The organism is Saccharopolyspora mangrovi (genome assembly GCF_035320975.1).
Classification (GTDB): domain Bacteria; phylum Actinomycetota; class Actinomycetes; order Mycobacteriales; family Pseudonocardiaceae; genus Saccharopolyspora; species Saccharopolyspora mangrovi.
Window position 1 is genome coordinate 13445 of sequence record NZ_JAWLNX010000034.1, and the last position, 23898, is coordinate 37342.

Annotated in this window: 18 protein-coding genes; 12 read left to right on the forward strand and 6 right to left on the reverse strand. The window is 65.7% G+C overall.

Annotated elements, in window-relative coordinates; all coding sequences use genetic code 11:
• Window positions 1–81: 81 nt before the first annotated feature.
• Entirely contained in the window at window positions 82–1527 is a 1446-nt protein-coding gene (locus tag R4I43_RS31240) for an MFS transporter (RefSeq protein ID WP_324269308.1), read from the reverse strand.
• Between the two features lie 515 nt (window positions 1528–2042).
• Window positions 2043–3185, reverse strand: coding sequence for an alpha/beta hydrolase (locus tag R4I43_RS31245; protein WP_324269309.1), 1143 nt, complete (start codon window positions 3183–3185; stop codon window positions 2043–2045).
• A 277-nt stretch (window positions 3186–3462) separates the two neighbouring features.
• Here R4I43_RS31245 and R4I43_RS31250 point away from each other — a divergent pair, with 277 nt between their 5' ends.
• The 4 genes from R4I43_RS31250 to R4I43_RS31265 all read left to right on the forward strand — a co-directional run bounded on the left by R4I43_RS31250 (window position 3463) and on the right by R4I43_RS31265 (window position 7826).
• Window positions 3463–4365: a helix-turn-helix domain-containing protein gene (locus R4I43_RS31250; protein ID WP_407691349.1), complete on the forward strand. Its 903-nt coding sequence runs from the start codon at window positions 3463–3465 to the stop codon at window positions 4363–4365.
• A 238-nt stretch (window positions 4366–4603) separates the two neighbouring features.
• Window positions 4604–5776, forward strand: coding sequence for an MFS transporter (locus R4I43_RS31255; protein ID WP_324269311.1), 1173 nt, complete (start codon window positions 4604–4606; stop codon window positions 5774–5776).
• Window positions 5777–6186: 410 nt separating this feature from the next.
• A complete protein-coding gene (locus R4I43_RS31260; RefSeq protein WP_324269312.1) occupies window positions 6187–7254 on the forward strand; it encodes an NAD-dependent epimerase/dehydratase family protein in 1068 nt (355 codons plus the stop codon).
• On the forward strand, window positions 7251–7826 hold the full coding sequence (locus R4I43_RS31265) for a nuclear transport factor 2 family protein (RefSeq protein ID WP_324269313.1): 576 nt from the start codon (window positions 7251–7253) through the stop codon (window positions 7824–7826). Before R4I43_RS31260 ends, R4I43_RS31265 begins: the two co-directional genes overlap by 4 nt.
• A 301-nt stretch (window positions 7827–8127) precedes the next feature.
• On the opposite strand, the gene R4I43_RS31270 is transcribed toward R4I43_RS31265, so the two are convergent.
• The 4 genes from R4I43_RS31270 to R4I43_RS31285 form a co-directional block, all read right to left on the reverse strand.
• The gene (locus R4I43_RS31270) at window positions 8128–8874 is read right to left on the reverse strand and encodes an IclR family transcriptional regulator (RefSeq protein WP_324269314.1); all 747 of its coding nucleotides are present in this window, start codon (window positions 8872–8874) and stop codon (window positions 8128–8130) included.
• Window positions 8875–9014: 140 nt separating this feature from the next.
• Window positions 9015–9791, reverse strand: coding sequence for an enoyl-CoA hydratase-related protein (locus R4I43_RS31275; protein ID WP_324269315.1), 777 nt, complete (start codon window positions 9789–9791; stop codon window positions 9015–9017).
• Window positions 9792–9829: 38 nt separating this feature from the next.
• Window positions 9830–10696, reverse strand: coding sequence for a crotonase/enoyl-CoA hydratase family protein (locus R4I43_RS31280; RefSeq protein ID WP_324269316.1), 867 nt, complete (start codon window positions 10694–10696; stop codon window positions 9830–9832).
• 63 nt (window positions 10697–10759) lie between these two features.
• Window positions 10760–12736, reverse strand: a complete 1977-nt coding sequence (locus tag R4I43_RS31285) for a flavin-containing monooxygenase (protein WP_324269317.1) — start codon at window positions 12734–12736, stop codon at window positions 10760–10762.
• A gap of 208 nt (window positions 12737–12944) precedes the next feature.
• Here R4I43_RS31285 and R4I43_RS31290 point away from each other — a divergent pair, with 208 nt between their 5' ends.
• The 8 genes from R4I43_RS31290 (at window position 12945) to R4I43_RS31325 (ending at window position 23642) form a co-directional block, all read left to right on the forward strand.
• A complete protein-coding gene (locus R4I43_RS31290) occupies window positions 12945–15143 on the forward strand; it encodes a CoA transferase (RefSeq protein ID WP_324269318.1) in 2199 nt (732 codons plus the stop codon).
• 59 nt (window positions 15144–15202) lie between these two features.
• On the forward strand, window positions 15203–16201 hold the full coding sequence (locus R4I43_RS31295) for an NAD(P)H-dependent flavin oxidoreductase (RefSeq protein WP_324269319.1): 999 nt from the start codon (window positions 15203–15205) through the stop codon (window positions 16199–16201).
• Window positions 16202–16277: 76 nt separating this feature from the next.
• Complete coding sequence (locus R4I43_RS31300) at window positions 16278–17126, forward strand: enoyl-CoA hydratase-related protein (RefSeq protein WP_324269320.1); 849 nt, start codon at window positions 16278–16280, stop codon at window positions 17124–17126.
• Window positions 17127–17509: 383 nt separating this feature from the next.
• Window positions 17510–18832 (forward strand): MFS transporter, encoded by a 1323-nt coding sequence (locus tag R4I43_RS31305; protein ID WP_324269321.1) that lies wholly within the window; start codon window positions 17510–17512, stop codon window positions 18830–18832.
• A gap of 49 nt (window positions 18833–18881) precedes the next feature.
• A complete protein-coding gene (locus tag R4I43_RS31310) occupies window positions 18882–19673 on the forward strand; it encodes an MBL fold metallo-hydrolase (protein ID WP_324269322.1) in 792 nt (263 codons plus the stop codon).
• An 83-nt stretch (window positions 19674–19756) separates the two neighbouring features.
• Window positions 19757–21217: a four-carbon acid sugar kinase family protein gene (locus tag R4I43_RS31315; RefSeq protein WP_324269323.1), complete on the forward strand. Its 1461-nt coding sequence runs from the start codon at window positions 19757–19759 to the stop codon at window positions 21215–21217.
• Window positions 21211–22053 (forward strand): class II fructose-bisphosphate aldolase, encoded by an 843-nt coding sequence (locus R4I43_RS31320; protein ID WP_324269324.1) that lies wholly within the window; start codon window positions 21211–21213, stop codon window positions 22051–22053. Before R4I43_RS31315 ends, R4I43_RS31320 begins: the two co-directional genes overlap by 7 nt.
• A gap of 242 nt (window positions 22054–22295) precedes the next feature.
• Window positions 22296–23642 (forward strand): MFS transporter, encoded by a 1347-nt coding sequence (locus tag R4I43_RS31325; RefSeq protein WP_324269325.1) that lies wholly within the window; start codon window positions 22296–22298, stop codon window positions 23640–23642.
• The last annotated feature ends 256 nt before the right edge of the window (window positions 23643–23898 follow it).

Below are 23898 nucleotides of genomic sequence, written 5' to 3' on the forward strand. Positions count from 1 at the left end.
GCTGAGCTTGTGCGCCCGTCCGGCCAGCTGGCGACCGACGGTTGGCCGGCCACTGCGAGCCGGCCGGCCAACCCTGCGAGATCAGCCCGAGCGCGAGGAACCGGAAGACTGATCCGGCTCTCGCTGCGAACCATGCATGGCTCCAGACTCCTCACGCACATCGGTGTCACGGTCCGAGGGGATCTGCTCCACGACCTCGCCGACCGTGTTCATGCGGGCGACGGCGTAGATCAGCGTGATCGCGAGATACATGCCCGACAGGCTCAAGATCACTCCGCCGATCCCGTAGCTGGAGAACAACCAGAGGATGATGAACGGGGAGAAGATCAGGCCGACGCGACCGACGGTCTGAGCAAGCCCACCGCCGCGGAACCGGTAGGCAATGGGGAAGAACTCCAGAGCCGTTCCGTGCGCCAGGGTCAGGAATGACGCGGCCATGGCCACGAGGACGAAGCCGACGACGATCACCAGCGCAGGCTCGGTCATGAACGGGTAGATCGCGCCGAAGATCGCCGCGAGCGTCCCGAACAGCATGATGCTGTTACGCCGCCCCAGGCGGTCGGCGATGAACATGCACAGCAGCGGTCCCGCGACGTAGCCGGACATGATGGCTGCGTTGAATCCCAGGGACTTCGACACCGTCATGCCCTGCTCCACGAAGAACGTGGGCATCCAGCCGGTGACGGTGTAGGAACCGAACAGGGCGATCACGGTCAACAGCAGGGCCATCAACGTCCGTCGAATGACGGTGCGGGAGAACAGGACCGTGATCGGCACCCACTCCGCCTTCTCGTCCGTTGTGCCATCGGCCGACCGGTGCGCGGCCGGAGCGGCCTCGCCCTCCTGGGGAGTGGCACCGGACTCCCGTTCGATCCGCTGCAGGACGGCTTCGGCTTCCTCGTAGCGGCCGCGCGACTCCAGCCAGGACGGCGACTCCGGCATACCGCGGCGCAGCCACCAGACGATCAGCGCACCCAGCCCCCCGATGACGAACATTCCACGCCAGGTCAGCGCGGGAATGACGATCCAGCCGATGAGCGAGGACAGCGAGACGCCGAGGCCGCCGAAGATGCCGAGAATGCCCAGGTAGCGGCCGCGACGACCACGAGGGATGAACTCGGTGATCAGGCCGTAGCAGATGACGTACTCGGCTCCCATGCCGATGCTCATGATGAAGCGCAGACCGATGAGCACCTCCATCGTCGGTGCCATCGCCGCGAGGAACGAGAGGAGCCCGACCAGCGCCAGGTTGAACTGGAAGGCGAAGGAGCGCCCGAACCGGTCGCTGAGCCAGCCGGCCAGAGCCGCTCCGATCGCCAGACCGGCGAACGTGCCCGACAGGAACAGGGAGTTCAGCTCGAGCGTGGAGAAGCCGGTGGGCAGCATTGATGCCAGCACCGCGGACGAGATCTTGTTGTCGAACGAATCGACGAACATGCCCAGCCCGATCAGCAACATCATGCGCCCGTGAAACTTGCCGAGCGGGAGACTGTCTAGCCGCTGGGCCGCGTTGACGTAAGTGTTCACCTGCGCACACCTCCCGACCGTGCCGGGCCGAGGTCGCGGCCCGAACTCTCGTGGGCCGGGGCGCGGAGGGCGAACGAGGCCGGTTCCGCAATCGCGCCCGCGATACGAGCGCGCGCGGGCAGGCTAGGAGTACGGGTTTCGCATGGGTTCGAGCAACATTGTTCGTTCATGCGGCTTACTACCTTCGACTTGGTGTTCGGTGTGCGACAGCGCGAACACAACGGGGTATGGGGAACCGCTCCTTCTCGCGGATGGATCGTCTCGATCTGCGAAGCAACCGCCGACTCGGCGATGCGCCGATGCGCAGCTGTGACGGACGTCGCTCCCAAGGTGGCGTTGACGATATCCTGCATTATGAGACTTCGTCAACAGATCGTATTCAGGCGGGAGAACCGGCCGGCTGGAGCCGAGTCCGCAACAACAAGTAGAGGGCCCCGTGACCAGCCACGTTAGGCCCGTCAACCGGGCCCCACACACCCCCCACGCCGCGCTCCGCGGGTTCGCCGGCTGCTACATCACCTCAGGTTGTCCTGGAAGAACGAGGTCAGCTTGTCGAACGGGATCAGGTTGACGCGGTCGTAGAGGTCGACGTGTCCCGCGCCAGGGACGACCACCAACTCCTTGCGGTCACCCGCGAGCCGGAATGCCTCTTCGCTGAACTCCCGCGAGTGCGCGTTCTCACCGGTCACGAACAGCATCGGACGGGGAGAGATCGTCTCGATGTCCTCGAAGGGGTAGAAGTTCATGAACTTGCTGTTGCTGGTCAGCGTCGGGTGCGTCGTGGTGTCCGGGCTGAAGCCGCGGGAGGTCCGGTAGAAGTCGAAAAACTCGCGCTCGACCGGCGTCGACTGAGCGTTCAACTGCTCCGGAGTGCCCGAGGTGTACTCGGTCGGTCCTCCCCGGAACTCCACGTCGCGCTGCTCCGCGGCCTGCCGCAGGGTTTCCTGCCGCTGTTCCGGGGTGACCGAGTGCCCCAGCCCGTTGCGGTTCGCGCCACCCATGTCGTACATGCTGACCGTGGCTACGGCCTTGATGCGGGGATCGATCTTGGCCGCGCTGATCACGAAACTGCCGCTACCGCAGATGCCCAGCGCGCCGATCCGCTCCCGGTCGACGTAGTCCTCGGTCCGCAGGTAGTCAACCGCAGCGCTGAAGTCCTCCGCGTAGATGTCCGGCGACACCGCGTTGCGCGGCTCCCCGGCACTCTCACCCCAGAACGACAGGTCCAGGGACAAGGTGACGAAACCCTGCTCGGCCATCTTTGCGGCGTAGAGGTTCGCGCTCTGCTCTTTGACCGCGCCCATCGGGTGCCCGACCACCATCGCCGGGTTCTTCGCGTTGCGATCCAGGTTCTTGGGGATGAACAGGTTCCCGGTGACGTCCATCCGGTACTGGTTCTTGAAGGTGACCTTCTGAACGGTCACCTGGTCGCTGGTGTAGAAGTTGTCCGCACCGTTCGACATGTCCCCGGCAGGAAGGTTCGCCGCCGCCCGCGCGACGGTCGGCGCTTGTCCCGCGGCCTGCCCGGACGGCGAGCAGCCCGTGGAGGCAAGCACACCCAACACGGCGGCGCCAGCTCCGGCCACCTTCAGCAAGCGGCCACGGTTGAACCGGGTGGAGGTGCTCGCACTTCCGTCGGCGTCGAGGTTGGTCTTCATTCCTTGATGCTCCTAATCGCCCGAAGAACCACACGCCCGGCACCATCCGGGACGGGACTCGGGAATCGCTCATCGATTCAGAGGTTGACTGCGCACTGCTCATCAGCGGCTGCTCGTCCCGGGACCTCGCAGACGGACGTTGACGCTGATCAAGCCCGTCCCGGGACTGGCGACCGCAACGGACAACAGCAAGACAACCGGACCAACCGCGCACGTGGGAGTCATGCGTTGTCCGTGTACTGGCAGACCACCCCACAACAGGCAGAACGGTCGTACGGTGGTGGCCGTGCACAGCAAGGCTGACGTTCGTGAGTTCCTGTCCAGCCGTCGTGCCCGGATCACCCCGGAGCAGGCGGGCATGACGACCTACGGTGGCAAGCGCCGCGTCCCGGGCTTGCGCCGCGAAGAAGTCGCCATGCTCGCCGGGGTGAGCACCGAGTACTACGCACGTCTCGAACGCGGCAATCTGCGCGGTGTGTCCGAGAGCGTGCTCGACTCGATCTCCCGGGCGCTCCAGCTCGACGAAGCCGAACGCACACACCTGTTCGACCTCGCCCGGATCGCCAACGCGGGTGCCCGCCCGCGGCGCAAGCCGCATCCCCGCGTCACGCCCACGGTGCAGCGCATCCTCGAGGGCATGGCCAGCACCCCGGCGTTCGTCCAGAACGGTTGCCTGGACATCGTCGCCTTCAACCGGCTCGGATACGCCCTGTACTCGGAGGTGTTCGAAGAACCGGCACGACCGGCCAACTTCGCGCGCTTCGCCTTCTTCAACCCGCGATCGCACGACTTCTACCCGGACTGGGACGGGGCCGCGAACACCACCGTCGCCCAGCTGCGCACCGCCGTCGGCCGCGACCCCTACGACAAGGCTCTGACGGACCTCATCGGCGAGCTGTGCACGCGCAGCGAGGAGTTCCGCTCCCGGTGGGCTGCGCACGACGTGCGCCTCCACCAGAGCGGGCTCAAGCACTTCCACCACCCAGTCATCGGTGCCATCCACCTCGCTTTCGAGGCCATGGAACTCGCCGCCAACCCAGGTCTGAAGCTCATCGCATACAGCCCCGAGCCGGGCACGGCCTCCGAAGACGCCCTCAACCTCCTCGCGAGCTGGGCAGCCACGCTCGACCGCGAAGATCACGCTGCCGTTGATCGCAGCGAGGACACCCACGCCCCCTGACTGAACTTCCCGCCCCACCAACCGGTGCGACTCCGCCTCGGCAACGGAGAATCAGCGGGTTACTCCCAGTACCTCCACCAAGCGTGACTCCCCCGGGTCGGCCGCACTTGGTCCCATTGAGTTCGGAAACGTCGGCGCCCCATCGACGTGGTGCACGAAGACACCTCGAAGAAAGCGACATCACGACTCAATGGCCAGTGACACCACTCCGACCACACACCCGACCCGACTACCGCTCGTGACCTACGTGCTGGCCGCAGGCACTTTCCTGATGGGCACCACAGAGTTCGTCGTCGCGGGAATCCTGCCCGAAATCGCCACCGACCTGGGCGTCACTGTCGCGACCGCGGGCCTGTCGATCACCGTCTTCGCCATCGGCATGATCGTGGGCACCCCCACGATGGCCATCGCGACCCTCAAAATGCCCCGCAGGCTCACGCTCAGCCTCTCCCTGCTGATGTTCGCGCTCGGCCACGTCGTCGTCGCGACCACTTCGGACTTCGCGCTCGTGCTCGGCGCTCGCTTCGTCACGGCGCTGGCCACCGGCGCTTTCTGGGCGGTCGCCGCCGTGGTCGGCGCCAAGGCCGCCGGTCCTGACTCCAGTTCCCGTGCACTGGGCATCGTGCTCGGCGGCGGCATGCTCGCCAACGTCATCGGAGTACCGCTCGGTGCCTTCGCCGGCCAGGCCATCGGGTGGCGCGGACCGTTCTGGGCCCTCGCGGTGGTGGCCCTGCTCGGCGCGGTCATCGTCCACCGGCTCATTACCGAGGAGGCCGAGGACGGTCCGGCACCGTCGGTGCGGGCCGAGCTCGCGAGTCTCCGCGATGGGCGCATCTGGCTCGTCCTCGCCGGTTGCGCCATCGTGTGCGGTTCGTCCCTGGCGGCCTACAGCTTCATCTCACCACTGCTGACCACCACCGGCCTGACAGCTGGTTCCGTCCCGTTCGTCCTGGCCATCTACGGAATCGGAGCGTTCATCGGGTCCAACCTGGGCGGTCACCTCGGTGCGCAGCGTCCGTACGCGGTGCTGTTCGTCTCCGCGACGATGACGTTCCTCGTCCTCGCCTGTTTGTGCCTGTTCTCCCACCACACCGCGATCACGTTGGTGCTCATCGCACTGCTGGGCATGTTCGGGATGTCCACGAACCCCGTGCTGATCGGGCTGGCCGTCCGCTACGCGGATCGGGCGCCGACCCTCGCCTCCGCGTTGAGCACGTCGTCGTTCAACTTCGGCACCGCCGTCGGGTCGTGGATCGCCGGCTTCGCGCTGGACTCCGCGCTCGGCGCGACCGGGCCGGTACTCGTCGGAACCGTGGTCGCCAGCCTCTACTTCGTACCGCTGATCTTCCTTCGCCGCAAGGAACGTTCTAGGTCGAACGCGCAGCTGCGAATGCCGGAACCTGTCGCCTGACACCACTAGTCGGCTCCTGCCTGGCCGCACGCCCCCGGGTCGCCACAGTGCGCCAGGGGGCGTGTTCTTCGTTCACCGCACTCCTCATGAGGCATTCCGCCACGTCCATGAACGTCAGCCGTTACTGAGGGAGTCCCCGCGAGCACCCCCGTGAATGGACTACCTCCGGAACCGCGGATCATGAGTCTTGTCTCCCAACGGTTTCCAATTCCGTTCACACAGGCACGGCCCTTCACTCGATCTCGCGGGCTCGCGCCGGCCCACTCCCCGCCGAGCTCCGCGAGCAGCTACCTCTGCCGCCCGGACCGCGATCGCATTCCTTGACGCCACCAACCGCCGCCCGTAGCATCATTTCCAATATTGAACGGATAATCGTATATCTGAACGTCTAAAATCGAGGGGAAGCCCGGATGACAGTGATGGTGACGGGAATTGGCCACGTCGGCGGCTACGTCGTGCGCGATCTCCTGGACGCGGGCGAGCGAGTCGTCCTGTACGGCTTCTTCGGAGGCACAGGCGACCCGGCCGACCTCTTCCCGCCAGACCTCCAGTTCGTCGATCAGCTGGTCGGCGGCGGACTCCGCGACAAGACCGAGATCGTCGTGGGAGACGTTGCCGACCTGGACGCTCTTGTCGACGTGATGGAGCGCTACGAAGTCACGAAGGTCGTTCACCTGGCCTCGCTGCTATCCGCCGGTGTTGAAGCGAACCCGCCCCTGGCAGCACGCGTCAACGTCGTCGGGATGGCGAACGTGCTTGAAGCCGCATCGAGGTTGAACCTGAAAAAGGTCGTGTGGGCCAGCAGCGTGGATGTCTTCGGCGACGGATCCGCCGACGCTTCCGGGGTGGTCACCGATGACGCCCCGTACGACCCGCCCTTCATCTACGGGGCGACCAAGGTCATGGGTGAGCAGATGGCGTGGCGATACGCCGAGAACCACGGCTTGAGCATCACCGGTTTGCGCCTGACACGGGGATACGGATTCGGTGAGCACATCAAGTCTGGGCGTGGCGCAGGAAGCTCGTGGATGACCGGACTGCTCTACGAACCAGCGGTCGGGAGCGGCGTGGAGGTCGTGGTGCCCTTCGGCGCGCGCTACATGGACTTCCTGTACCTGGAGGATGTCTCGGACGCCTTCCTGAAGGCACTGTCACGAGTTGACCGCGGATCCCGCAACTACATCATCCGCGGTGATTTCCGCAGGGTCTCCGATGCCTTCGATTTCGTTCACTCCTTGTTCCCCGACGCGCCGCTGTCGACGGTCATGGAGGACGCACCGCTACCGCCCGGCTCTTCGCTCGCGTGGGAGCGCCGCTACGACGGATCTCGTGCCACCGCCGAGATCGGCTACCAGAGCAAGTTCAGCCTCGAGGACGGGCTGTTGCGGACGATCAACTTGAACCGCGCGTCGGTCGGCCTCGAACCCGTTGTCTCGCCCGAGTCCGAGGCAGAGGTGGAAGTGGTGGTTTCGCCGTGAACGACACCGAGATCGAGCTGAAGGAATTGCTCGCCGAGCGAGCCATCAGCGGGGTGCTGCTGACTTACTGCCAGGGCGTCGACCGTCGATCCTGGGATCAAATCCGGGACTGCTACCACCCCGGAGCGATCGATTCCCATGGTGCTTACGTCGGTGACGTCGACGGCCTGATCGCCTGGCTGCGAAAACGCCATGACCACGTCCTCTCGTCGGTCCACCACCTGTCCAACGTGTCAGTTCGTTTCACCGCGGATCACAGGTTCGCGAGAGTCGAGAGCTACTGCTTGAGCATGCAGGTGGTCGACCCCTCGAGCGGCGATGCGTTCGCCGGTACCGGAGACGAACCCGTCTTCACCGAAGTGATGAGCCGTTACGTCGACACCTTCGAGCACCGTGAGGACGGTGGGTGGCGGATCTGGCGCCGCGACTGCGTGTTCGACTGGATGCGGCGCCGCAACACCGGCGACTTCGTCGAGATCGACAAGTCGTGGACACCGGCACGACGCGACGAACACGACCTTCTCTTCGCACCGCTCCCGCCGACGGACCAGGAGCCGAGCGGCCGGCCCTGAAAACTCCCGTGCGTTCCACCAGTCAGTGAGCTTGCTCTCCGCCCGCCACCGATGGAGCCTTCCGCTGCGCCGTCACCCCGGCCTCTGGGCATTGGTCGAAGCACCACGGGCGGGCTCGCGAACCAGCTGCCCGGATCAGGCTGCTGATCCGGGCGGTCCGCCTCGCTGAGGCCGCGAGCAGCACCGAAAGACCTGGAACGAAAGCGTTTCCCCCGACCACACCAGTTGGATGTCATGGCCAGGCGAGGTTGTTCGTCCAGCGCCGTGAACCCCGGCAAGACAGATGATCCGGCGTCTCCGACTAGCCCGCGTGGGAGAGCGCGATGGCCGCTTGGCGAACATCGGCGGCGAGGGCATCGAGCTGCCCCGTCAGGCGCAGCTCGGGACCGGTCACGGCGATCGTCATGGTGACCTTCTGATCGGAAGTGGTGATCGGGCTGGCAACCCCGAACATGCCCACGGCCGTGCCCCCGAGGTTGAGCGCGTACCCCTGCTCCTTGACCTGCTCGAGCTCTTCGAGCGCGTTGTCCCGTTCTTCACCGACGACGCCGATTCGCTTGAAATACCCCTCGAGGCGGCGGCGAGGCATGTCGGCCAGCAGGCACTTGCCGCTGCTCGCGGGCCAGAGCTGCACCCTGCTGTTCAGCGGGACCGCCGCGCGCAGTGTGTGCGACGACTCCACCGACTGCACGTACACGACCGACTGGCCCACGAGCACACCCGCCATCGCGGTCTCGTTCCACTTGTCGCGTAGGCCGGTGAGCTGTTCGGTGGTCGCTCGCTGACGCAGCCCATCGGTCTTCGCGCTCACCAGCGACGGCGCCGCCGGACCGATGAAGTAGCGTGCATCGCTCTCCTGGAGATATCCGAGAGCCACCAGCCCCTTCGCCAGGCCGTGCACGGACGACTTGGGTGCTCCCACGGCATCTGCCAGATCGCCGAGCTTGAGCCCGTGCGGCTCGTTGCCCGCGACGGCCTCGACGATGCCCATGACACGTGAAACGGTCCGATGCTCGGCGGCTAGCGTCGCTGGGTCTTCGTTTGGCATGCTCGCTCAATCCTATGAATTCTGCCGAACCGGCTTCATGAACACGGGACGTACTGTTCAGCATATCGTATAGCGGTTCGGCAGAGATAGGACGCTCGCGCTGCTGAGCGCGGGCGCAGAGCCTCAGAGCCTGGTTTCCCCTAGCGTCCGCCCCAGCGCGGTTCCCGCTTCTCGGCGTAGGCCCTGCGCCCTTCCACGACGTCGGCTGAAGACGCGTACGCCTCGATCGGTTCGAACTTCGTGGCCAACGCGACCTCCAGAGGGTGGCCTGCGCGGGACAGGACCGCGTGCTTGGCCGCGCGCTGGGCCAGCGGAGACGCCGCAGCCAGCAGTTCAACCCAGGACTCGCCGGCAGTGCGCAGCTGATCAGCAGGAACGACCTCGTTGACCAGGCCGAAGTGGAACGCGCGCTGCGCGTCGAGCCGCTCCCCGGTGAGGATCATGGACAAGGCCACGCGATGGGGCAGCTGCCGGATCGCACGGTGGACCACTCCCGCCTCACCGATGATCCCGGACTTGACCTCCGGGAGGCCGAACAGCGCCGTGTCCGCGGCGACGATGATGTCCGCGCACATCGCGAGCTCGAAGCCGCCCCCAAGCGCGTATCCCTGAACCAGCGCGACAAGCGGCTTGCTGAGAGTGCGGAGGGGGCCACCGATTCCCGTCAGCCCACCCCCGAGCGCGATGCGAGGCGGCTGCGCTGTTGCGTCGGCACCGATGTCGCCACCCGCGCAGAAGGCGCGGTCACCCGCCCCGGCCAGCACTGCGATCCAGATGTCGGGGTCGGCTTCGATGGCATCCCACCGCGCAGCGAGCAGCTCATCGAGCTCCGCGTTGAGGGCATTGAGTTTGTGAGGCCTGTTGAGCGTCACGTAGGCAACGTGCCCGTCGACCTCGTAGATCAGCTCGTCGCTCATGGGACTCCTTGTCGTCCTCTCTCCGCTGGGCCGGCCGATCATTCGATCGCAGGAGCATCTGCGGCGTTGCGGGTGAAGACCGGGCGCCGCTTCTCGAGGAACGCAGCGACACCCTCCTTACCGTCGCCGATCGAGGAGTGCCACATGGCCAGGCTGTCTCGACGGTGAGCCTCGATGGGGTGGCCCGCCCCGGCACCGGCGTACATGAGTCGCCGAGTCAACGCCAAGGCGGCGGAGGACCTGTCTTTCACGAACGATGCGGCGAGGGAGTGGGCCGTTGGCAGGAGGTCCTCCGGTTCGTGGATCGAGCGCACGAGTCCCTTCGCCAGCACCTCTTGCGGGCTCAAGATGTCGGCCGCGTAGACCCACTCCAGCGCGGTCTGAAGTCCAACCAGACGCGGGAGGAAGAACGAGGACGCGGCCTCCGGAGTGATGCCGAGCCGGCCGAAGACGAATCCGATACGTGCCGCGGTCGACACGAGCCGGATGTCCATGGCGAGGGACATGGTGGCACCGATCCCCACGGCCGGCCCGTTGATGGCCGCGATGACGGGCTTGTCGCATGCGTGGATCGCCAGCGTCACCTTGCCGCCGGTGTCACGGACGCCGTCCTGGTACGGGTCCTCGGTGAGGTGGTCCCGCAGTGCCTCCGGCGTGGGAGCCGCGGTCTCGTCCAGCCCGAAGACGTTTCCGTCCGCGGTGAGGTCCATTCCAGCGCAGAAGGCGCGCCCCGCACCGGTGACGACGACGGCTCGCACATCGTTGTCGTCCCGGACCTGCACGAACGCCTGCTCGAGCTCCTTCGCCATGGTCAGGTTGAAGGAGTTCAGCTGATCTGGTCTGTTCAACCTCAGCGTGAGCACACCGTGCTCGTCCACTCCCCAACTGAGAGTCTCGAAATCCATTACTCGGTTTCCTCCGCGTTCGCTCGGCGACCTGGACGGGAGCTGAAGACAGAAGCGACGAACTCAGCCATCCGCAGCTCCGTAGACGGTTGCGCCATCCGGCACTCCGCGCTGCCGGTAATCGCCGAGAGCGGCGTCCCGGACGCGTTCCCAGTACTCCAGGTTCGTGAACGGCATGATGAACACGACCCGCCCCTTGCTGTTGCGGTAGTACGTGCTGAAGCCCTCGTGGCTCCACACCGCGCGGTCGTGGAGCTCATCCATGGCCTTGTTGTACTCAGCGGTGACCTCGTCGTCGGCGGAGATCGCTGCGATCCCTTCGCGGAGCATCTGTCGCAGGAGCTCTCGGATGTAGCGGGCCTGGACCTCCGCGACGTACATCACGCTTCCACTCCCGGGGAAGGAATGAGGGCCGCCCAGCATGAAGAAGTTCGGGAAGCGCGGTACCGCGACCCCGAGGTAGGCGTGGGGATCGTCGACTCCCCAAACGTCGCGCAGGCGCACGCCTCGTTCGCCGTAGACGTCGATCGAGTCGAGGAAGTGATCAGCCTGAAAACCCGTGGCCCACACGATCACGTCCGCGTCGCGGCGATGGCCGTCGCTGTCGATCAGCCCGGTCGCGTCGACCTCGTCGACCCCGCTGGTCACGAGCTCGACGTTGTCGCGCTTGAGCGTCTCGTACCACCCGTTGTCCAGGAGGATCCGCTTGCCGAACGGTGGGTACTGCGGGACGGCCTTCTCGATCAGGTCCGGACGCCCGTCGAGCTTCTCCTCGATGTAGCGGGTGAAGAAGCTGCGGTGCCGGTCGTTCCGCTTGTTGACCGAGTGCTTCAGGTCCGGCCACTCAGGATCGATGCGGAGGTCGTGGATGACCGAGTCGCCGAACTGCCAGAACTGCTCGAGCCAAGCCCAGGCGTGGTAGAGCGGGACCGATCCGAGCATCATCCGCTGGGCCTGCGGGATCTGCTGGCGGAAGAGCGGGAACGGCGCGACCCACTGCGGTGACCGCTGGAAGATGGTGACGTGCCGTGCCTTTGATGCGATCGCGGGTACGATCTGCTGCGAGCTCGCTCCGGCGCCGACGACGGCGACGCGCTTGTCGCTCAGGTCCAGATCTCCGGGCCAATCCGTGGAGTGGAACTGGATCCCGTCGAACGAGCCCATTCCACGAACATCCGGCAGCTTGGGTTTGTTGAGCGCACCCACCGCGCTCAGCACGACGTTGGCCGTGTGCTCTTGGACGACGCCCTCACCGTTCTTGGTCGTCACCGTCCAGAGCGCGGCCCCCTCGTCGTAGTCCAGGCGGATGACCTCCGTGCCGAAGTGCACGTGGTCACGCACGTCGAGCCGTTCGAAGACATCGACGAAGTAGTCGTGCAGCTCGTCACGAAGTTCGAAGTGCCTCGCCCAGTCCTGGTAGGCGAACGAGAACGTGTAGAGGTGACTGGGCGTATCGACGCCGGCACCTGGGTACCGGTTCACGCTCCAGACCCCGCCGATGTCGGAACTGCGCTCGAACACCGCGTAGTCTTCGACCCCGAGCTCTTGGAGGGTGTGCACCGCCGCGAGCCCGGCCAGTCCGAGACCGATGATGATGACCCGGAAGCCGTTGGGAACTGCGACAGGTTCCCCCTCCGGCTGATGCCGGCGCGTTCGGCGGTCGATCTCAGCGCCGAGCATGGGGCCGTACCGCGGGTCGACGTCCTCACCGAGGAAGAATCCGATGAGCCAGGCCATGTCGTCTTCGCCGACGCTGCCGATCTTGGGTTCCTCCCCGGCCTGCAACGCCGCGACGACCGGAACCGCGGCCTCGCGGATCTCCTGCTGCGCCCCGGCGGAGAGCCCGCCGTCTTCGCGGGGGTGGAGTCCCTTGATGCGCCGGGGGCGGTACCGATCATCGAGCCATGCCGCGTCACCGGTGAACTGGTAGACCATCATCAGCAGCGGCGGGATGTTAGCCCCCTGCACGGCCTTCCTGATCTCCGCCTCGGTGAGCACTCGCTCCGATCGCGCCGTGCCCACCCGTTCAACGCTTGTCATAAGCCCTCCACCTCGGTCCGCCTGACCCGGCGCCATGAGCGACGCCAGGTCACCACAAGCAGGCCCTGTTCAGCATTTCGAATGCTCATTCGCCATTAGGGATTTTTCAGGACGCGGCAGACCAGTGTCAAGCCTCGCGACAACGCCCGAGAGGACCCCGCGAAGCCAGCCGCGAGCACCCTTGCCCCCTGCACGCAACTTGGTTACCGTGATTCAGAATCACGAAACTCTGTTCCATATTTCGAATGGATTGGAATTCGGCGACCTCCGGACCAGAGGCGCGTCCAGCGTGGCTAGCGCATCCATCGGGTGGCCCGGACTTCAGGCGGTGAAAGGAGTGGGAAGACTCGTGAACGATTCGCTGAGTGGCATCGCAACGGCGATGAACGAGGCAGGAGCGAGGGTTGCGTGGCTGAACGACGTCACCGTGGCGTGTTTCGGTGAATCCGCCGCGCTCGCGGCGGCGGAGGCGACGTTGCGCCAGTTCGGTGCTCGTGTCATCGCAGGCGACGATGTTGGCGCCGAGGACCTGCGCGTGACCGACGTACTCCTGGTGGACCGGACCGAGTCGGTCCCGAAGCTGCCTGGGCTCGCATCCGGGGCTGCGGACGACTACGTCGACTTCGTCTCCGAGCGCAACCGGTCAGTGTGCGTGACGATCAGCCCGTACGGTGTGGCCGGCGATCGTGCCAACGCCGTTGGCAGCGAGTTCTCGGTCGAGGCATCAGGGGGATTCCTCGCTCACGCTCGCTTCGACGAGTCCCTCCCCCCTACCGTGACCCCGGGTTCCCTCGGCCTCCGCATGGTGGGCGTCGCCGCTGCTGTCGCAGCGCTGCACGGCCTGCACTCCTTGCGCGCCGACGGCGAACCCGTGCACGCCGACGTCTCGGCGCAGGCCGTGCTGATCGCCACCGGCCTGGCACTGGAGATGGGCCACGTCCTGGCCGACTGCCCCGGCGAAGGCGGAAGCATCCGCTACGGAGCCCCCACCGGCTTCTTCAAGTGCAAAGACGGTTTCGTCTACGTCTGCGTTCTCGAGCAGCACCAGTGGGCGGGGTTCCGCCGCGCTTTGGCACCGCTGCTCGACTCCATCCCGACTCTGGAGGAAGGACGCGACCGCCCCGACGAGGTCAACGACGCCGCGTCGCGGTGGGTCAGCGATCAGTGCGCAGCCGACGTCGAGAAGGCACTCCAGGAAGCCGGCGTCCCCGCCACTGCGGTCAACTCCGTCTCCACCTTCATCGAACGAACCCTGGACAGCGAGCGCCCCTCCGGCTTCGCGTCGAGCGAGGCGCCGCCCCTACCGGCGGTGGTTCGGGAAGTACCCGGCAAGACCCCAACGCCCAGGGTCGCCGGAATGGTGCCGCTGGCGGACCTCCGAGTGCTCGACGCCGGAAACGTGCTGGCCGTACCGCTGGGTGCCGCCTGGTTGGGCGCGATGGGTGCGCAGGTGACCAAGCTCGAAGACCCGGAACGTCTTGACGTCTATCGCCGCCGCGGGCCGTTCGCCAACGGAGAGCCCGGGTTGAACCGCAGCGGCTACTTCAACCACATCAACCACAGCAAGACAACGCTGGACGTCAGCGTCGATGCCAACGGCAGCTCCCTTGACCCGACAAGGTTCGACGTCGTGATTCAGAACGTCACGGATCGGCGCGCGCGCTTGGTCGGCATCGACCCGGACACCGTGACGTCCCACGAGAGCCCGGCACTCTCCCTGGTCTCCAGTGGTTTCGGCCGCATCGGGCCGTGGTCGGACTACCGCGCTTACGGCCACAACGTGCACGCCTTCTCAGGCGTGACCGCATCGACTCAGAACCCGCTCGGCAAGATGGCCGACATGGGCGTGCCCGTGGCCGACGTGCTCACGAGCGTCGCCCTCAACGCCTGGGTTCTGGCCTGGGCGCTGGCACCAGTACGCGAGTCCAGTCTTGCCGTGGACATCTCGATGGCGGAACTCATGGCAGCCCAACTGGTCGAACTGGTGACCGTCGACGTCGACGACGCGTATCGCGCCCCGCCTGTCGGAGGCGACGTCTTCGTCCGCCTTCCCGGCGCGAACGACCTGGTCGCCGTGTCACTGCGCGATTCGAACGATGTCGCATCGTTCGAATCGCTGGTCGGAATGCCGGTGCCCGCTCTCGTCCGGAGGGGCGAGCTCATCGACGTCCAGGCGCGCGATGGCATTTCCACCGTCGCAGACCTGGACGAACGGCTGCGCGAGATCGGCGTGCCCTCGGCACTGGTGCTGACAGCGGCTGAGCTTTCGGCCGATCCGTTCCTGCGCTCGACCGGCCTGTTGCAACGAGTCACGAGCACGACGCTCGGCGGCTACGACGTGGTCGGGCTGCCGTGGCACTTCCTCGGCCGGGGCCGAGCGCCTCTGTCGGCCGCGCCAGAGCGCTGACGCGACCGGACCGCTTGGCACGCACACTCACCATTACCGCTGGAAGAGAACGACATTCGATGATCAAAACCAGATTCACGCGTGATTTTGAAATCGACCACCCGATCGTGTGCGGCGGCATGGTCGGAGTCGGCACCGCGGAACTGATCGCCGCAGTGGCGAACGCCGGCGCCCTGGGATTCTTGTCGGCCCTGACACAGCCGACACCAGCCCTCCTCGACGAGGAGATCCGGCGAACCAAATCGATGACGGATCGCCCATTCGGCGTCAACCTGACGATCCTGCCGACGATCAAGCCAGTTCCCTACGACGAGTACCGGCAGGTGATCCTGGACAACGGAATCCGGTACGTGGAGACCGCCGGCGCCAATCCGTCCTCCCACCTGCCCTCTCTCAAGAGGGCGGGTGTGAAGGTGATCCACAAAGCGGTCGCGGTGAGGCACTCGCTGTCGGCCCAGCGCATGGGTGTGGACGCCATCTCGGTTGACGGCTTCGAGTGCGCAGGGCACCCGGGCGAGGACGATGTTCCCGGGCTCGTGCTGATCCCGGCCGTCGCCGCCGACGTGGACCTTCCGATCATCGCCTCCGGCGGGTTCGCGACAGGATCCGGGCTGGCAGCCGCCCTGGCTCTGGGTGCCCATGCCATCAACATGGGGACCCGTTTCGTCGCGACAGTCGAATCGTCCGTGCACGAGAACGTCAAGCGCCAGATCGTCGCCAACACCGAGCGGGACACGAACCTGGTCTTCCGCAAGTTCCGCAACACGGCACGGGTCGCGAAGAACGCCATCTCGGAGCGGATCCGAGAGATCGAGCAGGAACCCGACTCGAGCTTCGACGACATCGCAGAGCTGGCCTCCGGCGCCCGCGGGCGCGAGAGCGTTCTGGCGCAGGGACGCATGGACGACGGGATGTGGTGGGCCGGGCAGTCACAGGCGCTCATCAACGAGGTGCTCACGTGCCAGCAAGTAGTCGACAACATCATCAACGAGGCGGAGGAGCTCATCCGGGACAGGATGCCGGCAATGGCGACCCGCTCAGCACGATTGACGAGTTAGAAGCGAAGCCCTGCTCCGCACGTGGCGGAAAGACGCCCTGCGGACCCAATGCACTCGTTGGTTAGGAGTAGAACAGATGCCTGCGGCCACAGCGGAACCCGCGTTCACTAACATCAGACTAGAGCACACCAAGCCCATCTCATGGATCGTCTTCAATCGCCCCGACAAAGCGAATGCTCTTTCCAACGAGCTGCTCGAGGAGTTCTCCCGAGCTCTGGAATGGCTTCGCGAGAACGGGGAGCCGGTCATCGCGATCCGTGGAGAAGGAAAGGGCTTCAGCGCAGGCTACGACCTGGGCCAGGTCGCACCGGACGGTGCGGTCGATCCCGTGGCCGATCGTGCTCGCATGCGGCGCAACTTGGACCGCTACATCGCGATGTGGGACCACCCGAAGCCGATCATCGCCGCGGTCCACGGCTACTGCATCGCGGGAGCCACGCAGATCGTGACCCTGACCGACATCACCATCGTCACCGAGGACGCCAAGCTCGGGCTCGTCACGGTGCCTGTCGGCGCCGGGTACGTCTCGCCGGTCTGGTCGACCCTGGTCGGTCCCAAACGCGCCAAGGAGCTGACCTTCGTACCCGGCAACAGCATCGACGGACGAACCGCAGTGGAATGGGGATGGGCGAACCACGCGGTGCCTGCAGACCGGCTCATCAAATCCGTGCAGTCGCTCGCAGAACGGATCGCTCTGACACCGCCCGATCTGCTGGCCTTGAAGAAGGCATCGGTCAACCAAGCCATGAACGCGATGGGAACGCGTCAGGCGCTGGCAGCTCCGCCGGAATACGACGCCATCGCACACACCGCGGAGAGCGTGAAAGCGGTCAAATCGCACATCGCGAGAGACGGGCTGAAAGCCGTCATCGAGACCTATCGCGTCCCGTCGACAATGAACATATCGAAGCAGGACGAGCAGTGAGCCGCGGAGCGCGGCGCCTCCGGCCCATGAGCAAGCAGGCGTTCGAGCCGGAGACGTCACGCTCCGCACCGGTTTCCTGAGGCCGGATAAACGCGCTGAATTCACCCTCCGGTAACGCAGATCAACGAAGTTTTCTGCCCCCAAAGGCAATCGCGTGAGCCTTGACACGGATGACCCAGCGTCGTAGCGTTTCCCCATACCGAACGGCCATTCTGAAATACGAATGCGCGAGCGGCCTGTTCCGCACCTGGACAGCTCGCCGCTACAGCACACGACGACACCCTGTCGTGGGATCTTGGGCCAGCACTCTCTTCAGCCGCGACGGACACCGAACTCCTAGGTGTTGACCGTGAGAAAACATCTGCGGCGAATCGGAAGGCATGATGAGCACGATCGAGATTCAAGGTCGAATTGACGATCAAGCGAAGCAAAGCAGACGAGCTGCCGCCGCAGCGGTCTTCGGAAGCACGCTCGAATTCTACGAGTTCAACATCTACGCCTCAGCCTCGGCACTCGTCTTCGGCCAGGTGTTCTTCCCAGACTCCACTCCCGTCGTGGGAACACTGCTGTCACTGGCGACCTTTGGCATCGCATTCGCGGTGCGACCACTATCGGCCATGGTTCTCGGTCATTTCGGGGAGAGGCTAGGCCGCAAGACCATGCTGATGCTCACCCTCGGACTGATGGGCGGCGCCACGTTCGGAATCGGCTGCCTTCCCGACTACAACACGATCGGTTACTGGGCCCCGGCGCTCCTCGTCTTCCTGCGTTTCGTGCAAGGTTTCTCCGCCGCAGGAGAGCAACCCGGCGCCGGCGTGCTGGCCCTGGAACACGCACCGGAGGGGCGCCGCGCGTTCTACACATCGTGGATGCCCGCGGGGTCGCAACTGGGCTTCGGCATCGCAACACTGGTTTTCCTCGGCGTCGCAACGCTTCCCGATGAAGACCTCTTCTCATGGGGCTGGCGGGTCCCCTTCTGGGCCAGTGCACTCATCGTCATCATCGCCTACGTCATCCGGCACCGAGTGCAGGAACCTGAGGTCTACGCCGAGAAGCGCGAGAAGAACGAGATCCCCGCTTACCCCATCGCGACGCTCTTCCGCACGCACCGCGCTGCGACCGCACGTGTGATCATCTGCGCTCTCGAGGCCGTCATCTACAGCGTCTACGCCGCATTCGCGCTCGCCTTCGCGACCAGCGTCGGCGTTCCCCGGACCACCATGCTGCTCGTGGCCGTAGTCGGCTGCGCGGTCGCCGTCTGCATGTACCCGGTGTGGGCACTGCTCGCCGACCGCATCGGACGGAAGCCCGTCTTCATCTTCGGGCTCCTGGGCTCTGGGGCCTCTGTGCTCTTCTACTTCTGGGCGATCAGCACTGCGACGATTCCGCTCATCTTCATCGGCGCGATTCTCCTCATCGGGGTCTTCTACTCGGCCGTGGACGGCATCTTCCCGTCCTTCTTCGCTGAAATGTTCAACACCCGGGTGCGTTTCACCGGGGTCGTGGTCGGTACGCAGCTGGGGTTCACGGCAGCTGGATTCGCTCCCTCGATCGCCTGGTCACTCGTCGGCGATGACGCAACGCACTGGCTGCCGGTCGCGCTCATGGTGGTGGTCGTGTGCCTCATCGCGGCCGCGGCGGCGGTCACCGCCCGGGAGACGTACCGGACGCCGCTGGACGAACTCGGCAATCCGGTCGGCAAGTAGCCCGGCCTTCCCCGTCTCACCACGTCAACGAGGATGGAATGGTTTGGGAATGAAGGTAGGCGACCTGCAGATCGTGCCGATTCTGGATGGCCACAGCTATGACCCGATCGACACGCTGCTCGTGCACGAATCCGGCGACCGGTGGGACTGCCCGGAACATCCGCTGGACGCCCGCGGACGCATTGAGATGACCATCGGCGGCTTCCTGATCAAAACTGGAAAGCGGACCATCCTGGTCGACACCGGGATCGGCCCGGTCGTCGAGGACGACGTCCAGTGCGGCTCACTCCCCCAACGCTTGCAGGAACAGGGTGTGCACCCAGCGGACGTCACCGACGTACTCTTCACCCACCTGCATCACGATCACGTCGGCTGGGCGACCCAGCGCGATGAAGTGTTCTTCCCCCGTGCCACATTTCGCGTTCACGAGGCTGATTGGGAGCACTTCGTGAGCGGATCCGATCCCGTGGAGCGAGCCACGCGGAAGCTGGGACCGATCGAACCGCGGCTCGAAACGTTCTCCGCCGAAACCCAGCTCGCACCAGGAGTGTTCGCACGACCGGCTCCCGGTCACACACCTGGTTCCACGATCTTCCTCATTGAAAGCGCCGGGGAACGCGCCCTCCTCCTCGGTGACGTCGTGCACGGGGTCAGCGAACTGACCGATCCGGAGTGGCGGTGTCTCTACGACGTCGATCCCGATGCCGCCGGAGCGGCACGGGAACAGATCGCCTCAGAGCTCACCGACAGCGGCACGGTGTTCGCACCAGCCCACTTCCCAGACCTTCGCTTCGGCCGGCTGGTGACCAGCAAGGGCCGACGATGCTTCCAGTACGCCTGACATGAACCAGTTCGAGAATTCTCCAGCGCAAGCCGAAACCTGGATCCTGCGCGCAATCACGACACGAGACCGGGAGGTCTGACATGGCGACGGTACCGTACGAGGACCTGCTGGCGGGCCATCCCGAGCCGCTCGACGTCCCTGAGGCGGAGCTCGCTGACGCAGTTGGGTCCTCCCGCCGCGTGGTCGTACTCGACGACGACCCGACCGGCACGCAGAGCATCCGGGACCTTCCGGTCTTGACGGCGTGGACGAAGCCGGACCTCGAATGGGCGCTCGCGCAGCCAACTCCTGGTTTCTTCGTGTTGACCAACACCCGCAGCCTTCCACCTTACGACGCAGCGCGGGTGAATCGGGAGATCGCGCAGGCGGTGCACGCGGTCGCGGGCGCGACCGGGATCGATTGCGCGTTCGCCAGCCGCGGGGATTCGACGCTGCGTGGGCACTACCCACTGGAAACCGATGTGCTCACCGAGGAAGTCGAGGCAGAGGGCATGACCGTGGACGGTGTGCTGATCGTCCCCGCCCTCATCGAACCAGGACGTGTCACCGTCGACTCGGTGCACTGGATGCGGACCCAGGAGGGGATGCTCGAGGTCGGCGAGAGCGAGTTCGCCCGCGACCGGACGTTCGGGTACCGCAACTCGGACCTGCGAGCGTGGGTTGAGGAGAAGACCGATTCGAGGATTCCCCGGGGGTCCGTCACGGCGGTGACCCTCGAGGACCTCCGCGCGAGAGGTCCGGAGGCCGTCTCCCAGATCCTCTGCGGCCTGAGCGGCGCCCGTCCAGTCGTGATCGACGCGGTCACCGATGCGGACCTTCGGGTTCTCGTGTCAGGTTTGCTCAGGGCCGAGGCGACGGGCAAGCGGTTCCTCTATCGCACCGGCCCCTCATTCCTCCGGGCTCGCTTCGGCCAGCGCGCCCGGCCACCTGCATCACCCGAGGACCTGCGCGCCTGCCCACCAGCCGACGGGGAGCAACGCCACGCCTCGGGGTCCGGGATGGTGATAGTCGGGTCGCACGTGGGGCTCACCACGCGGCAGCTGGAGTCGCTCAGCGCCGACGGGCGCAGCGCAGATGTGGAGCTCGACGTCCACCGAGTGCTCGACGCCGGCAGTCGAGACGCGCACGTCGAAGACGTATCCCAGCTGGTCATCGAGCTGTTGAGCAGAACCGAGACGGCCGCCGACGTCGTGCTGCACACAAGTCGATCGCTCGTGACCGGCAGCGACGCCCAGCACAGCTTGCAGATCGCGCGCAGCGTCAGCTCGGCGCTCGTGGCTGTTGTCCGCTCCGTGCTCACCGCGGTCCGCCCTGCGTTCGTGCTGGGCAAGGGAGGGATCACCTCGTCCGACGTCGCGACGGCCGGGCTGGTCATCCGGCGGGCGTGGTCGCGAGGCACGGTCTTGCCCGGGACCGTCTCCGTCTGGGAACCGGTTTCCGGACCGGCCGAAGGCATTCCGTACGCGGTCTTCGCGGGCAACGTAGGAGATGAGAACGGGCTTAGGGACGCGGTGCGAAGACTTCAGGAGGCGGCGTGCTGAGCCTCGGTGTCGCTTCGCTGCGCAGGGCGCATGCTGCGGGCAGGGCCATCGGTGCCTTCGCGACCTATGATCTCGAACAGGTGCAGGCGGTGACGAAGGCCGCGGAAATCACCGGCGCACCGGTGATGCTGCTGGCCGGGTCGAGTCAGTTCAGGCATGCCGACATTCGCCTGCTGGCGACTGCGGCGCTGGTGGCCGCCGAGGAGGCCGAGGGTGAGGTCGGTGTCCACCTGGACCACAGCCGTGATCTCGCCGAACTCCGCAGGTGCGTGGAGTTCGGCTACACCTCGGTGATGTACGACGGCTCGCACGAGCCCTACGAGGACAACGTCGCGCACACAGCCGAAGCGGTCCGCATCGCACATGGCCACGGAGCGTGGGTTGAAGGCGAACTGTGCGGGCTGGCCGGCGACGAGGACGTCTCCACGGACGTGGCGCCGACAGGCGCGATGATGACCTCACCGGAACAAGCTGCGGACTTCGTCGACCGCACCGGAGTGGACGCGCTCGCGGTGTCCGTGGGCAACGTCCACGGCTTCTCCTCATCGGCGCGGTTGGACCTGGATCGGCTGGATGCGGTTCGGAAGGCGGTGCCGGTACCACTGGTCCTGCACGGGGCCAGCGGGCTACCCGCGAACGACCTTGACGGGGCGATCAGAACGGGCGTGGCCAAGATCAACGTCAACGCCGAACTCCGCCGTGCCTACTTGGAAGCGGTGGCCGACGTGCTACCCGCAGCACTGCCGGGCTCGGAGCTTGCGCGAGTCTTGCGCGCCGGGCGCGAGGCCGTCCGAGACCACGTTGTCACAGCGATCCGCGGATTCGGCTGGAGCTGAAAGGCGAACCTCCTGGAGACGCGGAGACTGCGCACTGCAGAGACGCAGCGACGCGTTCGAGGCCGCTGAGGCCTCCGAACACCACACCTCTTGGTGCTCACCTGCGGCAACACGATCCACCAGGTCAGACCGACCGGTCCACCGAACGGTACGTCGTTCTGCCCCGTGCGAAGTCGCAGTGCGATCCCTCCGCCCGATGACCGCTCGGGTGAATCACCGAGATAGCTAGCCAAGGAGAGACAATGACGTCGACACCTGAACGCGATGAGAAGGTGCATGATCGCCCGGTCCCGCCGGAGGACCTGCGCAAGGTCAAACGCGCTGCACTGGCCTCGCTGCTGGGAACCTCGCTCGAGTACTACGAGTTCTTCCTCTACGGCTCCGCAGCCGCGCTCGTGTTCGGCAAAGTGTTCTTCCCGGCGGAGAACGAGTTCATCGGGACGCTTCTTTCGCTCGCGACCTTCGCGATCGCCTACCTCGTGCGCCCCATCGCGGCGGCCGTGCTCGGGCACTTCGGCGACCGGATCGGGCGCAAGAAGATGCTCATGTTCATCCTCGCGCTGATGGGAACGGCGACCTTCCTGATCGGATGCCTCCCCGGCTACGACACCATCGGGATCTGGGCCCCGATACTGCTCATCGTCCTCCGCGTCTTGCAGGGCGTCTCCGTCGCCGGCGAGCAGGCGGGTTCGAGCACGTTGACCTTGGAACACTCGCCGCACGGTCGGCGGGCCTTCTTCACCAGCTTCACCCCGGCGGGCTCAGCGGGCGGCTTCTTGCTCGGGACAGCGGTGTTCGCCGCCGTGTCGGAACTGCCCGAGGACATGCTGCTCTCGTGGGGCTGGCGGGTGCCTTTCTGGGCCAGCGCCGTGCTCGTCGTTGGCGCCTACCTGGTCCGGCGTCACCTCGAAGAGCCGGAGGCCTTGGCCGAAGCCCGAGCCTCGGGGAAGGCGGAGTCCGCACCGCTGTCCGTGCTCCTTCGCACCCACCGAAAGGACCTCATCCGCGTCTTCGTGATCTCGCTCTACGCGACGATTCAACAGGTTCCCCCGATCTTCGGCGTCGCCTTCGCGACGAGTCCGGCAGTTGGCATCGCCAAGAGCACGATGTTGTGGACGACCGTGGCGTCCTTCGTGGTCGGACTCATGGTGTTCCCGCTCGCTGGAGCGGCTGCGGACCGCTACGGGCGCAAACCGGTCTTCCTAGTCGGTGTGCTCGGTTCCGGTGTCATGATCTTCGTCTACTTCTCCGCGATCACCTCCGGCGAGATCTCGATGATCTTCCTCGCCGCCATCGTCCTCAATGGCATGGTCGGGGTCCTGCCCACCGCCATCCACCCGTCGTTCTTCGGTGAGATGTTCCACGTGAAGGTGCGGTTCACCGGTCTCGCTCTCGGGACGCAGATCGGATTCGCGATCTGCGGGCTGACGCCGACCATCGGATGGGCCCTGATCGGAGAAGGCGGCACCAACTGGTTGCCAGTAGCGTGGATGTTCCTCGGATTCTGCCTGGTCTCGGCCGTGGCTGCGACGACAGCTCGCGAGACGTACCGAACTCCGCTCGGCGAACTGGGAAATCCAGTCTCCTGAACAGACACTGCGAGCACGTCCTTGCCGCCGAACTGACTGTCGAGCTGACGGGCACGACGTCGCTTGTTCTCGTGACTGATTCGGGCGACGGTGTCGGGCCCGGGACATGACAAACGCCGGTGTGATGATCCCGTCGAGCTCGACGATCACCCCGCCGTGAACGAGCGCAGCGCCGAGAAGCTGCAGCTGACGCTCTGACGAACCTGCCTGATGAACGATGAATGCGGCTCCGCCTCAGCAGACGGAGCCGCATTCT

Coding starts and splice junctions, on each gene's coding strand:
- R4I43_RS31280 (WP_324269316.1), bottom strand. CDS start 10,696: ATGGATTTCGAGACTCTCAGTTGGGGAGTGGACGAGCACGGTGTGCTC.
- R4I43_RS31270 (WP_324269314.1), bottom strand. CDS start 8,874: ATGCCAAACGAAGACCCAGCGACGCTAGCCGCCGAGCATCGGACCGTT.
- R4I43_RS31315 (WP_324269323.1), top strand. CDS start 19,757: ATGGCGACGGTACCGTACGAGGACCTGCTGGCGGGCCATCCCGAGCCG.
- R4I43_RS31260 (WP_324269312.1), top strand. CDS start 6,187: ATGACAGTGATGGTGACGGGAATTGGCCACGTCGGCGGCTACGTCGTG.
- R4I43_RS31245 (WP_324269309.1), bottom strand. CDS start 3,185: ATGAAGACCAACCTCGACGCCGACGGAAGTGCGAGCACCTCCACCCGG.
- R4I43_RS31285 (WP_324269317.1), bottom strand. CDS start 12,736: ATGACAAGCGTTGAACGGGTGGGCACGGCGCGATCGGAGCGAGTGCTC.
- R4I43_RS31325 (WP_324269325.1), top strand. CDS start 22,296: ATGACGTCGACACCTGAACGCGATGAGAAGGTGCATGATCGCCCGGTC.
- R4I43_RS31295 (WP_324269319.1), top strand. CDS start 15,203: ATGATCAAAACCAGATTCACGCGTGATTTTGAAATCGACCACCCGATC.
- R4I43_RS31300 (WP_324269320.1), top strand. CDS start 16,278: ATGCCTGCGGCCACAGCGGAACCCGCGTTCACTAACATCAGACTAGAG.
- R4I43_RS31305 (WP_324269321.1), top strand. CDS start 17,510: ATGAGCACGATCGAGATTCAAGGTCGAATTGACGATCAAGCGAAGCAA.
- R4I43_RS31310 (WP_324269322.1), top strand. CDS start 18,882: ATGAAGGTAGGCGACCTGCAGATCGTGCCGATTCTGGATGGCCACAGC.
- R4I43_RS31275 (WP_324269315.1), bottom strand. CDS start 9,791: ATGAGCGACGAGCTGATCTACGAGGTCGACGGGCACGTTGCCTACGTG.